Below are 14248 nucleotides of genomic sequence, written 5' to 3' on the forward strand. Positions count from 1 at the left end.
GTCAACAGTCAACAGTCAACAGTTTAAAAATCATGGCAAAATTGCAACTCAAAAACCTCAATAAAACCTACAGCCCTAAAGTTGTTCCCGTGAAAGACATTAGTTTGGATGTCAGCGAAGGGGAATTTCTAACTTTGCTGGGGCCTTCGGGGTGCGGCAAATCTACGACGCTGCGGTTAATTGCAGGGTTGGAACAGCCGACTAGGGGCGAGATTAGAATTGGCGATCGCGATGTCACTTATCTCAGACCGGGCGATCGCGATATTGCAATGGTTTTTCAAAGTTACGCGCTTTATCCGCACATGACAGTATACGAGAATATGGCATCGAGCCTCAAACTTCGCAAAATCTCCTCCAGCGAAATCAATCGGTTAGTGACGGAAGTTGCAACATCCCTCGGATTGACGGAATTAATCGATCGCAAACCAGGAAAACTATCAGGCGGACAGCGGCAGCGAGTGGCCCTCGGCCGCGCATTAGTGCGCCAACCGGAAGTATTTTTGCTCGACGAACCTTTGAGCAATCTCGACGCATTATTACGGGAAAAAGTTAGGGCCGAACTTAAACAATTGTTTTCCTCACAAAAAGCTCCGGTAGTGTACGTAACTCACGACCAAACCGAAGCAATGACGCTTTCTACCAAAGTCGCAGTTCTCAACTGCGGCAACGTGCAGCAGCTCGATCCGCCACACTTAATTTATACTCGTCCGGCCAATCAGTTTGTAGCTGGTTTTGTGGGCAGCCCGCAAATGAATTTGCTCGTGCTTAAATGCCAGGGCAATTTTGCTAAGTTGGGGGAGTTTGGAGTTCCACTCCCAAATATGCCGACTGTGCCGCCAGAAATTGTGTTGGGAATTCGCCCCGAACACGTCGGCTTTGCAGATGCAGAGGCCGGCAAGATGTCGGCCCCAGAGGCAATTAAAGGTGAGGTTTTTTTAGTGGAAAACTTGGGGATGCAAAATTTAGTTAGCGTCCGAGTTAAAGGTGTGGAGTCTGTAACGGTGCGGGCTTTGCTGCCAAATGACCGCCACTGGAATTCCGAAATTGTAGAGCTGGTTTTTCCGCCTCAGTTGCTGCACTGGTTTGACGTGAAAACGGGCGATCGCTTGCAATAAGAATTTGCCCTGCATACCATGCTTGATTAAAAATTGTCTAACCATGTGTATAAAAATATGTTTTTTGCTTCTAACTAAGTTATGACTTTAGTTAGAGGTAGAACTATTTGGCTGCTGTTAAGGTGATATTCATGTGTGAAAAAGCTAATTGGCTCACACATAGGTTGCGTGTTTACCAGATTTTATCGTTAACCTATAACTCTATTTAGGTGGTCGATCGCAAGTTAAAGCTAAGTTGGCTTTACCTCGCATTAGCTGCTAAATTTGGAGCGAGTCAATTAGATGAAAAAATGTTGAAAATTATCACCAATTAACTTCGGGAGTATTACTGAGATGAATTTGATTTCCACAGCCATTGCTCGCATCAGTTCCCTGCTTAAGGGTTTTCAAATCAAGAGTTTTTTGAGTGTTGTCCTAGTCGGTTTTCTGCTCCTAACAACAAATGTTGATTCGGGAAGCAGTAACAAAGGTTTTGGCGCGCAAGCCAGCTCAAAGTCTGAGCTCAACAATCCTGAAAGACCCCAAACAACACGGGAATGGAGGCAAGAAGCTCGCGAAACCTCAGACTCTCCAGGCGATCGAGTTCAGAAGATTGGGCAAGAGGCAGGAGCAGCCGTGAAAGAAATGGGGGAGATGTATCAAGACACTGCTAAGAGAAGTATCCGCGAATTAAAGGATTAGTAGCTCCCACTAAAAAAATATAACACTGAGAAACCTGATTGCTTTCGGGGCGCAGCCAAGAGTGCTCGCCCTTGCGAGTTTCTGAACACCTGAAAAGTTTGAGGTTTAAATAGGTTGAGCTAGTTAATACGGCAGACGCAATCAAGTAGGCGACCATACATAAACTAGAACAGATGCTCAAAAACCCAGTTTCTCAGGTGAAACTGGGTTTTTGAGTTGAAAGTCTTTTATGTTACAGCATATTCGCTGGTTCATAAAGTACATTAGGAATGAGAATTAAATAACTTCCACTCTTGAAAGTGGGATGGGCGTCCCGCCCATCCTTTTTGGACGGGCGGGACGCCCATCCCACAATAACAATTAAAATTGTAAGTTATTTAATTCGCGATCCTTAGCAGCTATATTGTGTGGTGTTAGTCCGTAGGGTGCGTCGCTCCTTCATATTTGATAAAGATTGCAGATTGACGGGTGTATCCGCACCTTACTCGCGTTTCTCTTCTTGTATGTACCGCATATACATGGAATATGCTGTATGTTGAGGGCGGGCTTTCCGGCCCAACCCCTACTCCCCACAAGAAGGAAAATTTATTGCCCCATGCAATTTAAATGCGTATTAGCTTAGCCTCGTTACTGGTTTAAATGCTCCACAGCTTATTGATGATATTATTTGTGGTAATCAAGGTCATATCCTCAAAGATACTTAGGGTGCGGGTGCAAGAAAAATCATAGTTTGTGGGTATCGATCGCAGACTGCAAAAAATCGCTATAAAAACCTGGCCGGGAGAAAACAAAAATATGATGAATGACGGCAACCAAAAAGCTGAAGCGCCTGAAACCGAGGATGCACAAAATTTGTCCGGCATGGCGAAAGCTTTTCTTGTGAACGTGGCTTGGTCTTACGCAGAGGCATTGGAGCTAATGAAACGATCGCGAAATCCACAGGAACCGGCGCCGGAATCTCCGACAGAACAAGTCGAAGCTGATACTGAAAAAAATTAATGAAAGACTATTAATGGGATGGATTTGCTAAACTATCTGGAGATGCGATCGATCGCAATAGTCAATTATAGCAATACTCGCATCAGTTTCAATAACTGGTTAACTTCCAAGCTCTGCCTGGGAAACGATGTAAGCGAGGCTCTGCCTCTGCCCAGACTAGGGAGGCTCTTCCTGCGGATATGCGTTACCAGGAAGAGCCTGGTAACGAGTAAAAGCCTGGTAACGAGTAAAAAGCTTTAGTTCGGGGATGACAACTGCGTTGTAGGTTTGAACCTCAACCTATATCTATCCATAAAAGGGATTTAAACTAAACAAAGTACGGTTTTACGGCTACAGTGTACAAAACAAATAACCAATTTTTAGATTTGTCTCATGTCTAATTCAAAAATGATTGGTAAAGCGATCGCAGGTAGCCTTTGCTTGGGCATCCTCATTAGCTTCAACGCCGCCCTCGGTTCAGCATCCGCAGCAACACCAACAATTGCCCAAGAAACAGCAGCCCCGGCCGCTAGCACCCTCGACCAGCAACTCCTAGGCCAATGGCAAGGCACTGTCGCCTCGGGTCAGTCTTTCACCTTCGTCTTTGCGCCAGAAGGCAAATTGTTTCTCATGGCTAAAGGCCCCGACGGAGCTGCCCGCGCCAAAGAAATGAGGTACAAAGTTAATCTGGGTGAAAAACCGATGCACATTGATGTCGGCCTCAGCAGCACAGAAACCGTTGAGACTGTTTTTGAGTTGACTCCCGAAGGTCAAATGCGGCTTCAGTTGCAAGGCACGAATCCCGGACAGGCGAGGCCTAATTCCTTAAACGAGCAGGCAACTGTGTTTAAAAAGGTCTCCGAGGCAACTGCACTGCCTCCTGACACTCAAGTCATCGGTTTTTAAGGAAAATTGCAGGCAGAAGTATAATTTGGTGAAAAAACGGTTGCTAATTTTGGGGGGGACGGGGGATGCTGCGGCACTGGCGGTGAGAGCGTCTCAAATTGCTGATATTGAGGTGGTTTCTTCGCTAGCAGGACGCACTCAACAGCCTTTTACCCCCAAAACGGGTACGGTGCGGATTGGGGGGTTTGGTGGGGCGGCTGGGCTGGCGGCGTTTTTGCGCGTTAGCTCAGCCCGCCCCTACGGGGGCTACGCCAAGGGAGTCGATCGCCCGATCGACTTTTTGATTGATGCTACTCATCCGTTTGCGGCTCAGATTTCTGCTAATGCTGCTGTTGCTGCTGCTGAATGTAATGTGCCCTATTTGATGCTGGTGCGGCCTGCTTGGGAGAGGGTGGAGGGCGATCGCTGGATTGAAGTTGCGGGCCACTCGGAGGCTGCAAGGGCTTTATTAGGGCTGTCTCAGCGGGTGTTTCTGACGATTGGTAGGCAGGAATTGGCTGCTTTTGCTGGTTTGGATGCTATTTGGTTTTTGATGCGGGCGATCGATCCTCCGGCACTCAATTCTCCTATTCCTAATGGTAAGTTGTTATTAGCAAGGGGGCCTTTTTCTTTGGATGAGGAGCGTCAATTACTATTAGAATATCAGATTGATACTATTGTTAGTAAAAACAGCGGCGGCGGTGCTACTTATGCGAAAATTGTTGCGGCTAGGGAACTGGGAATTCCGGTGGTGATGGTGCAGCGGCCGCCGATTGCGGATGTTGAGCAGGTTGCTGATGTTGCAGGGGCGATCTCTTGGTTAGTTCAGCAGTTATGATATCAAATTCGTTAGCATCGGAATAGTAAATTCGAGTTGACTGTTGACGGTTGACGGTTGACTGTTCACTGTCAACTGTCAACCGTCAACATCGTTCTGGTGTTACCGGAAATGATATTAGTAGGGTTTCAAACATCGGCCAGGTTCTGTCTTTGAGTAATAGTTGATTTCCTGGCTGGATGATTATTTGTTTTAGTTCTAGCTGCATTTTTTGACTGTTTTAATAGGGTTTGAAATATAAAATAATTTAAGTTAATATTTTTTAGCAATTCAGAAGTTATGCGGAATTGCTGTTAGAGATTAAGATTCAATTTATTGAAAACTATGGTAGCGTTCGGCAATCATTTCCTTCAGCAGTTCTCATTCCTCCTAGGAGAGTTTCCACGATCGCACACTGCTTAGCACCACCGTTAACAGTAGAAACTGTTACCACAAAAGGTAATTCTGGATTGTTTAAATTGTTGGGATCGACTACACCGTTATAATTAAAAGTAAGTTGTGTAGCAGCCGTGCAGTTGTTATTAGGACAGCTAGCAACAGAAAGTTTAACCTGTCCAGGTTTAATTTCGCCTCCCGCGTCGAAAGTCACTGTTTGTAGCGGAGGATTTTGGGCTGGATCTGTCTTAATTGTAGCTGTTGGCGGGTCAACCAATCGATTTAATGTAACTACTCTATCGCTCTTAGTTCGCTTTGCTTCGCTTTGTGCAAATCGTAATGATTGGAAAACGCGATCGTTCACAGTGCGAACTCTTTGTCTGTTGATGAATCCCTGCCAGCTTGGAGCCGCGATCGAGCTGAATATACCTATGATTAACGCTATCACGAGCACTTCTAGAAGGGTGAATCCTCCATCATCTTTTCTGGATGCAGTTTTGTTGAAATTAGGGTTTGCTTTTGTTGCAGAAATCTGCAAAACTTTTAATAATATTGGGGTTTTCATTTTATTCTCCTGTTTTATATGCTAGTCGCGCTATTCGGCAATCAGTTTTAGACATCAGTTATCTTCCTCGCGCACCCAGACCTTGTACTTGCACGCTTGCTGTTGGGAAAAATGCCGATCTGTTGGGGTTGTAAGCAGTATCGTTGGGTTGAAGGCGGCGGAGGCTGTTTCCTCTTAGCGTCACTCTGGCTATGTTTTTAGATGTATCAACACAAGCGTAAAAGCTATTTGTTGGGTTGGCTATTATTAAAGTTGTTTCTGGGATTGGTGTTGGCGTAACTCCTGATGTATCGGTGGGATTGCCAAGAGCGGTTCTACATTCATTGCCTGTGAGTGCCGGCCCGGGGCTGTGGTCAATGTAATTAACCAATACTTCAATACGATCCCAACCCACGCCTGGGAACGTCACATTTTGAGTGGGGTTACTGATGTCAAAACCTGGGTTAAAGGCATCACTGCGATCTTGCGAGTCACTTACACCAGCAAAGTAGCGGTTTAAGAGAGCTGGATCTGTCAAGTTAGGATCTCGCAGTCCGTCCTGAATTTGATACCTAACAATACGGGTAGGACAAGGGGCTCCTGATGGCTGACACCAAGTAGGGTTTGCATCTCTAACTTCGTAGTAGGCAACTAATGCTAGAACATAGGTATCGTTGCACGTATTTGCGCCGTTTGGTGTTGTGGTGCAAGTATCTGGTTGGTCACCTGCAACCAGAGGAAGAGAATTCGGGAGAATCTGTCGCTTCCAAAATACAAGAATCGGGGTTTGAGTTGCATTTGCAGCGGGGATGAAATTCCCTGCTAGGAGTGCAGGAATGCCTGTAGCAGTAGTGGTGGGAGTGCTGGCAGGAGCGGGATTATTATCATAAATATAAATAGCTTGACTCAAATCTTGGGCTATGAAATCAAGTGCCGCCTGAACGTCTTGCTCGGTGTTTGACTTTACTTGTTCCCTCCTGTCGGTATTCAGCATATCGACTACAAAACCGAGCATCGGCGTAATGATTAAAAACGCCATAATTGCTCCGACTAATAGCTCGACGAGAGTCATGCCCTTTTCAGTTTGAGCTGGCCCTGAGCGGTTTCGTTGGTGCTGAGTTTTTAGAAGCAACCTGAGTAAAGTTTTCATTTTGACTTTTTCCTTTGTCACATGGGGGAGCGATTATGATTTGATAACACGGCTTTGATTACTGGCACAGAGAGTTCTTAATTCCATCAGGGTTAGAGGGAGAGTTAAGTTGAGAACATAATGCTTGACGCGCGGACGCAGTTCCTTGTGAAGTAGGGGGAATTTGTGTTTTCATTACCACCAAAGGCGCTTGAGGATTGCCCAGACCGGAATTAGCAACTGATTGCTGTACAGTTGTCATTGTCGCTCCGGTAAACCCATCCGCGCGGTAAACCCGCACAGTCAGCTCATAGCCTGTTGGTGTCGGATCAGTGGTTGTATTAGCTGGATTTCGCCAAAGACCTTGAACAAAAAAGTCTTTGCTGTCATCACAATCTGGGGTTTCATTGAAGTTAACGCAGTACAAATTACTCTGAGGGTTTGTAGAATCAGGAGCAGGAGGAACAGTCGTATATCGGGCCGGAAAACCGATCGTAGGTTGTGAATTAGTTGGAGGTTTGATCGCCCCCACTCTCAGAGCGTTGATGTAAGCTGTAGCCGCCTGGGTGGCCAGTTCTATCCGCCGCGCTTGTACGCGAGTCGCTACTGAGTAAGCCATCACAGGGGCGATCGCAATCATCAGCACCGAAACTACAATCATCGCTACCAATGACTCGATAATCGTGTAGCCACCATCTCGTGACTGGGATAAATTTTGGTGTTGTTTTTGCTTAGTCATAAATAGGACTCCAGTAATTGCGCGGCGGAAAGTTAGAGGGTTAAGTCGGGCAGCCACTGCGAAGGGAAGTGGCATTTTGATTCGCATTCGGCTGCTGATCGGCAGCCACAGTGCCACACATCAAAGTTTTTACCCACGGGTCATTGCGGGGTACTTCCCGGAAATACTCAGCAGGCTGAGTATTTGTCGAAGGAGTAGTGAACCTTTGAGTAAACAAGTCAGGTGGCTGAGATAGCAGGCCCACGTCAAAACCCCAATTCCGGTTTGGCGGGGTGAAGTATGGAATCTGAAAACCTTGTATGTTGTATCTAGTTTCTGCCGGGATACCTGCAAGACGAGCAGGCGGTGCATTATTAAGCGATACGGCGAACAGAGTTACCAGTTGATTTGCCGTATTTAGAAAGCCGTCAGGCAAACTTGGCAGATAGGGTGCGGTACTAAAAGCGCTGCGCTTTTGCTGCACAAAAGACCCTTTGATGTTACTAGCAATTGCATCTGTACCATTACTCCACCTCTCCAAGAATCTGGGCAAGTTTTGCAAACCGCCGTTAAAGTCACCCACCGAATTGTTTAGCGCCCTCGAAGGAGTGTCGCCCGCTCCCACGATCAGATTGAATGTGGTACCGTTACCACCTACAGCCATGGGTACCCAGCGTGTTTGTTGTGCACCCGCTACGGTACCTCGTGGGTCGTATGGCGCTGATCCTGTTACTCGTGTTACATTCATGAGCTGCGGGTGTGGCACCAATAGTGGCTGCGACCCCGCGTAGTTGTAGGTTGCTGGCGGTACTGTTAATGCTGGTAATGGTAATGGAGTGCTTGCTGCTGCGAGCCTTGGTAGAGGTACTTTGCTGGCGTCTGTAGTGCCGGCAGAGGTAGCGTCGGTGTTGACCCGATACGGAAGACTGGTATCGTAAACCACAGTATTACCCGCAGGATTCGACCCCGCAAACCACAGAGCGTTAGTTCCTCTGACACCGCCGACACCTGGTGCAATATTTCCTCCATTAATCCCCCAAGGCTGTGGATTGGCAGGGTCTAACGGCCTCTGAAAAGCCACGCGGCGGGGGAATCGCTGCAATGCCGGCAATGGAGGATCGACGGTCGATCCAGCTTGAAAAGATTGAGTAGTGAGGTTAGGATTGGGTGGCACATAATTCCCAGCAGCCGCCGCAGCGGTTGCCGTGCGTGGTGCATTTCCTCCTGTTGCTAGCGGATCGACAAACCAGTCGGCATCCGTACACTCAGAAACCGGCAGTTTCATGCAAGTTTCCATTACATATTCTGGGAAAGGCCCCCGTCGCTGCACCGGGGTAACAAAGTTGTTGAAGTAGGAGCTCCATAGTGGGGCTGATTGATTCACTCCAGCCGCGTAGTTAGCGTCTGTCAGGACTGGCGTCGCACCCGGGGCAGCTAAATTGCCGTTGGTTAAAAATGCCCCGCTGGAAAGTCCGTTAGTAACAAAGTTGTTGTTGAAAAATCCTTGCTGTCTGCGGGGTAATACAGCAGCAGCGCCCGCATTGTTTCTCAGGTCAAAGTCTCCCTCGTTGCGGAAACCAAAACGGTAATTTTGCGATAGCAGGGTGACTGCATCTGCCAGCACTGTTGCCGGTCTCCAAAAGTCTCCCTGACAGTTCGGCAGCCTAGGATCTCCCTGGCGGCAAGCAAAGCTGGGGTTAAGGGTGTCACGAGTGTAAAAGTTTCCCCAACTTGGGTTATTCACACGATCCGTAAACTCTTCCACTTCTGTAAAAGTGGGTGTAGTACCCGGAGCAGCGGGCGGGATGTTGCCGTGAAGGTTAAAGTTTCCTTTGATGTAAGCCGGCAAATTCGATACCAAGGTCAGCCCTTTTTCTATGACTACAGCATTTAGGTTCGCTGGTGGTATGGGGGTGTTTCCGCCACCGCGAAATAGCTGCTGACCGTTAATCAGGACAATGCCGTTAGGCTTGCGGGTTGGATCTAGTAGGTTGTCTGTAGGACTGAGATCTCTGTCCCTCAATGGATTTGTCGTTCGAGAGCTGCGATCGGGTAGCGCGTCGTCTCGGCTAGCATAAATAATCCCGCTGTTTGGCAACAAATATTCCGTGGCTGGCCCGTTAGGAATTGTTGGAGCGGTCGATCTTTTAAGTTGAGCTAAGTCAAGCTGAGTGGCCCGAATTTCTAAGGGTTCCCGTTCTTCTAGGGGTTGGTTGTAATTGCCGGTTAATTGTGCTGCTGGTGGGGCTGTACCTATTGGACTGCTTAGGGTAAAAGCTTCGTTGACGATCGTCCTCGGGTCATCGCGATCGACCGCCTTGACTTCTCTGCCGTTGATAAATGCTACTTCTTGAATTGCCCCGTCAGGAATCAGTCCAGGAGCACGAGCGATCGAGCCGTCAAGTATTTGTAGGGCACAATTAGTTGAGTGAATAGCTGCTTGTTGTGCTAGCGTGCGAGCCGCTGGAGCAACTTGGAGGGCGGTTCTCAACGGCCCGTTGGCAAACCTACCATCAGGAAAAACCATATTTGCCTGGGCTTCCAAAATAGGGTCTCCACCGCCCAGCAAGCCTGTAGCGACGTTCAGGACTGAAGCAGCCGGTTGCAGTCTTTGGGTTGGGGGGCCGTATGTGATGCCGTTGTTAGAGCCGATAAAGGCCTGCTGTGTTCCCCGTGTTCCTTGGCGTATTGCGACATCTGGTGCGAGCGCTCCCTCTCCGCTAACATCGGGTAGGGCTCCGGTCGATATGTTTCTCGCTGTGGAAGCATTGCTGGGGTCGTAGTAGCTGCTGACGCAGGCCAAGGGGGTCTGAACTGGTTGGGTTCCTGCTGCTGCTTGTGCTACTGGGTCGTAGCCATTTGCGTACTGATACACTGCGGTTGCCCGCATCCGCAAGTCACCTTTGGCAAATTGGCGAGCCGTGGCGGCTTGCTCAGCAACAAAATTAGGATTGTTCTGTGCTGCAGGCAAGCCAGTGCCGTCTGCCGTTGCTCCGGCCGGCCAGGAAGCCCAGTCACCGGGGTTAGAACCCACGGTAGTATTGTTCCATACTTGAGAACCCGGGCCCAATGGGGACATCGGCATCGAGTCGGGCCACACGACGCGGTACTGTTCCACAGCCGCTGTTTCCGGGTCGTCGTAAGTATTGGCGGCAGGGAAAGCAAAGCCGGAGGCGGGTCCAGTTACCCGAAGACCAGTAGTAGCATTTATCCAGCTAGGTGGTGGCAGGAAGGAATTAGTGCGATCGTACACTCCTGCACTGGTAATTACCCGCAGACCGCCAACACCGTCAAGGGGAGTTTTCGGTTGTTCAGTGGCGCTTTTTTCCCAGAAACCATCTCGGAAAGGATTTGCGAGGTCTGGTGCTTCGCCTACACCGTTGCCGCGGTCAGTTGCTCCCACGTCAGCCAGTTTGGTTACTTGCGGTGTGCGGGTGCGAACTGGGCCGTTATTTGCCCATGTAGTGGTGCCATCTACTGCCTGAGCGTCATTAGTAAATGTCGTGCCGTTCCACCGCAGTGTTGGCAAGTTGTTGCCTACCGTAACTCGATTGCCCAATAAATTTTCGCTGTCCGTAAGTTTTAACTGAGCGGGGTCTTCGGCTGGTAGCTGAGTTGGACGGATAGTGAGTCCCGTCGGCCCGGCCGCACTTCCTACGGTCGCAGTTCCATTAGGAAGGCTCCAGGCATCTATTGGTCTGAGACTGTTACCGGTTCCTTGAATGTAGTTCCCGCCCGCAACAACCCCTCCATTGCTTCCGAGGGGTGCTTCTGCAAAAGGAACTTTCCGCAGCCTATCTTTAAAATAATCTTGTAATGCTTGATCGCGACTCTGACTCTTGGGGGCCAGCCTTGCTTGCTGAACAGAAACTGGGTCGTTATTACCTGTTGGATCTGCTTGTATTTGACCCTGTACCAAGGCATCTAACCGCTGGGAGTAAGCGTTGTTGTTGTACAGTACCTGAAGGCTGTTTTGATCTACAGATTGATTGGGGGCGCTGTTAATTGTTGGCGCATTTGTATTGGGTTGGTTTGCGGTGTCGCTTATGCTTTTGAAAAGATGTACTCCCACGGCATTTCGAGTCTCACTATTACCCGCCCACCCGTTAACAACATTACCGCCTACGAGTATTCTGCTATTTTCTTGATCGTAAAAACAAGATTGCTTGCTACTAACCTCATATAGTTGAACCGTATTTGGCGCATTTAAACCTGTCACCAAAAAGTTGCTATTTGTCAATATCCGCCCGTTTAGATTCAACGGAGGTCCAGGCGATATATCTAAGTCGTCTTCATATACAACCGCATTGTTGCTGAGGGGAATGCGGCTTTGGTCTTGCTGGTATTCGAGAGCCGATATGCTGGAGGTTCCAGTGAAAGCTTGATACTTGTTGGAGGGGTTCAAGCCGCTTGCTATATCCTCCGGTTTAATCGGTACGTTAACCGTGTAAACAAAGAAACTTTTCTGGAGCCGGCCAGTTCTTCTTTCCCAACCTGAGTCCCCTACCAAACTTGCAACCGTACCCTCTCCTTGAGTACAGGCTGGGTTGATGGTTCCTGTTTGCATTGGCGGTGTTCTGGCATCCAGTTCTTTTCTCGGTCTTGGATTTACACTTTTTGGAGTACGAAAGTAGATTCCGTAAAGAGTAAAAGTGTCAAATATACCGTCGTTATTGGTATCGACCGGATATCTCCAAGCAGTATTTAGCTCTTCATTTTCTATGTTGGGTGCGCTAAAAAGCGAGCTTTTTAGGTTCGCAGGGGTAGGATCGAGAGTGCCGTTGTTATTTAAATCGGCTCGGAGTACCAGGCGTTCCTCACCCGCGAATGTATAAAAGTCATTATTTGTATCATAAGACGACATAATCCGGTACATTTCTGCATCGGATGGAGTTGATGTCGGTCTTTGCGGATCTTCCCGCAGCATATATTCAATTTTCGCTTTAGCCCGATCGAGCGCGGGAGTCGCCGCCGCCAGTACCTGCTGGTTCACGCGCACGTTACGCGCCGTATTCGCCCGATCGAACGATCGCAGCGTAATCGCCACAGTCAGCAAAATCACTACCAGCAACACCATCGTCACCGTCGGCAGCACAAACCCCGCCACCGGCAGTCTCGCCCTCCGGCCCATAGCCATCAGGGTTTGCAGCATTGCTCTCATCAGCCGCTTCGCCCCGGATCTGGTAACACCAGCAATCCGCCGCAGCAGGGATACGATAACTTTGGATAATTTGCTCTTAAACATTGACGCCTTCCTGAATAATTTCAGAGATGGTATTGCTGGTAGTTACTGCTCGACAGTACAATCCCATCTTTATTGTTCCCATTTTCCACAACCTGCATATCAGCCTCTTGCACAAATTTTAATTTGTACCTTGGCTGAAAAATAAAACCCACAAACCCACAACCAAAATCGCCGCCGATAATATATTTCCGCGAAAGATTTGCCCCGCAGGGATTAGATATTCCTAACTCCACTCTAATCTAGTTAAATTGAAATGTCAGGGGTCAATCGATTTTAGATTTTAGATTTTAGATTTTAGATTGACTTGCGCGAGATAAATGCTCTTTCTTGAGGATTTTGGATTTTAGATTTTCGATTGACTTGCGCGAGATAAATGCGGGGGCTTGATACCACCTTTGAAATTCGTGGTCAGACTCAGAGTGAATGCGATCGCCCAAAAACAGCGATCGCGATCGTATCCGATGTATTTCCCAGCCCTTGTCTGGCAGGCTTTGTTGTTGTGTTCGCCTTGCTAGCGCTTTTCAACCACCGGAATCTACAATCACGATCGGCCCATCGAATCGTTATGCCTGTCAGCGCCATCAAATCTAAATTGGGCGATCGAATTGCCCTAATGCCCCCAAGTGCGATCGAATTGCCCTAATGCCCCCAAGTGCGATCGAATTGCCCTAATGCCCCCAAGTGCGATCGAATTTTCGTCTTGCGCCCCAGCCCGCCGGGGGTTAAAAACCCCCGTCTCATAGCTAAAGTCCTCTTGCATAGGACTAATCAAATATTAAGATATTAGATATATAAATACATCTTCAGTCCTTTTCAAAGGACTTGCGCTATGAGACGGGGGTTTTAACCCCCGGCGGACAATCGGTACAAATGCCAAATCCGAAACACTGTCAGTACAAGCGCCAAATAAACCTACCATCCCCACCCATGAAACAACCCCCCAAACCCCCCGACTTCATCATCATCGGCGCCCAAAAAGGCGGCACAACATCCCTGTACAACTACCTAATCCAACATCCCCAAATCCTCCCCGCCGCCCAAAAAGAAATCCATTACTTCGACTTCAACTTCGACAAAAGCCCCGACTGGTACTACGCCCAATTTCCCCAGCCCCAACCAGGCGAAAACCTACTAACCGGAGAAGCCAGCCCCTACTATATCTGTCACCCCCAAGTTCCCCAGCGAATTTATGATTTATGTCCCAAAGTTAAAATAATCGCCCTGCTGAGAAACCCAGTAGAACGCGCAATCTCCCACTATTATTACTATATCAAAATAGGCTACGAATCCCTATCATTAGAAAGTGCGATCGCCGCCGAACCCGAAAGACTCAAAGGCGAAATAGAAAAACTCCAAGCCAACCCAAACTACTACAGTTACGAACACCAACACCACAGCTATCTAACCCGCGGCATTTACGCAGATCAACTCCCAGCCTGGATAAAACTTTTTCCCAAATCACAACTTTTAATCCTCAAAAGCGAAGACTTATATACCAATCCCTTCGGCACATACAACAGCGTCTTAGACTTTCTAGAAGTGCCGCCACACCAACTACAAACCTACGAAAAATACAACGCCACCCAATATCCCCCCATCAGCCAGACAGTATACGAGCAATTGAGAGCATATTTTCGATCGCACAACCAAAGACTAGCCCAACTGTGCGATCGAGACTTCGGCTGGGACTAATCATTTCGGGAATTGTAGGGGCGGGTTCACCCACAATAATCGTCAATA

At 48.2% G+C, this 14248-nt stretch carries 11 protein-coding genes; 7 read left to right on the forward strand and 4 right to left on the reverse strand.

Annotated elements, in window-relative coordinates:
• The first annotated feature begins 32 nt into the window (after positions 1-32).
• The 5 genes from QUA50_RS24220 (at position 33) to QUA50_RS24240 (ending at position 4497) form a co-directional block, all read left to right on the forward strand.
• Complete coding sequence (locus QUA50_RS24220) at positions 33-1115, forward strand: ABC transporter ATP-binding protein (RefSeq protein WP_333267690.1); 1083 nt, start codon at positions 33-35, stop codon at positions 1113-1115.
• A 333-nt stretch (positions 1116-1448) separates the two neighbouring features.
• Complete coding sequence (locus QUA50_RS24225) at positions 1449-1796, forward strand: hypothetical protein (protein WP_333056001.1); 348 nt, start codon at positions 1449-1451, stop codon at positions 1794-1796.
• 795 nt (positions 1797-2591) lie between these two features.
• Positions 2592-2795: a hypothetical protein gene (locus QUA50_RS24230; RefSeq protein ID WP_333056000.1), complete on the forward strand. Its 204-nt coding sequence runs from the start codon at positions 2592-2594 to the stop codon at positions 2793-2795.
• Positions 2796-3167: 372 nt separating this feature from the next.
• Complete coding sequence (locus QUA50_RS24235; protein WP_333233439.1) at positions 3168-3680, forward strand: hypothetical protein; 513 nt, start codon at positions 3168-3170, stop codon at positions 3678-3680.
• A 28-nt stretch (positions 3681-3708) separates the two neighbouring features.
• Positions 3709-4497, forward strand: coding sequence for a cobalt-precorrin-6A reductase (locus tag QUA50_RS24240; protein WP_333267692.1), 789 nt, complete (start codon positions 3709-3711; stop codon positions 4495-4497).
• A gap of 322 nt (positions 4498-4819) precedes the next feature.
• Here the strand turns inward: QUA50_RS24240 and QUA50_RS24245 are convergent, their stop codons facing one another.
• Genes QUA50_RS24245 through hpsA form a run of 4 tightly spaced genes read right to left on the reverse strand, consistent with a single transcriptional unit; the run spans position 4820 to position 12508 of the window.
• Positions 4820-5437, reverse strand: coding sequence for a prepilin-type N-terminal cleavage/methylation domain-containing protein (locus QUA50_RS24245; RefSeq protein WP_333267682.1), 618 nt, complete (start codon positions 5435-5437; stop codon positions 4820-4822).
• Positions 5438-5495: 58 nt separating this feature from the next.
• Positions 5496-6566, reverse strand: coding sequence for a hormogonium polysaccharide secretion pseudopilin HpsC (hpsC, locus tag QUA50_RS24250; protein ID WP_333233434.1), 1071 nt, complete (start codon positions 6564-6566; stop codon positions 5496-5498).
• A gap of 58 nt (positions 6567-6624) precedes the next feature.
• Entirely contained in the window at positions 6625-7284 is a 660-nt protein-coding gene (hpsB, locus tag QUA50_RS24255; RefSeq protein ID WP_333233433.1) for a hormogonium polysaccharide secretion pseudopilin HpsB, read from the reverse strand.
• Between the two features lie 40 nt (positions 7285-7324).
• Entirely contained in the window at positions 7325-12508 is a 5184-nt protein-coding gene (hpsA, locus tag QUA50_RS24260) for a hormogonium polysaccharide biosynthesis protein HpsA (RefSeq protein ID WP_333267685.1), read from the reverse strand.
• Between the two features lie 373 nt (positions 12509-12881).
• Here hpsA and QUA50_RS24265 point away from each other — a divergent pair, with 373 nt between their 5' ends.
• Together QUA50_RS24265 and QUA50_RS24270 are read left to right on the forward strand one after the other, a co-directional pair.
• A complete protein-coding gene (locus tag QUA50_RS24265; RefSeq protein ID WP_333267686.1) occupies positions 12882-13151 on the forward strand; it encodes a hypothetical protein in 270 nt (89 codons plus the stop codon).
• 284 nt (positions 13152-13435) lie between these two features.
• A complete protein-coding gene (locus tag QUA50_RS24270) occupies positions 13436-14200 on the forward strand; it encodes a sulfotransferase domain-containing protein (protein WP_333298857.1) in 765 nt (254 codons plus the stop codon).
• The last annotated feature ends 48 nt before the right edge of the window (positions 14201-14248 follow it).

The sequence above is a fragment of the Microcoleus sp. M2_D5 genome, assembly GCF_036701935.1.
In the GTDB taxonomy this organism is placed as follows: Bacteria; Cyanobacteriota; Cyanobacteriia; order Cyanobacteriales; family Microcoleaceae; genus Microcoleus.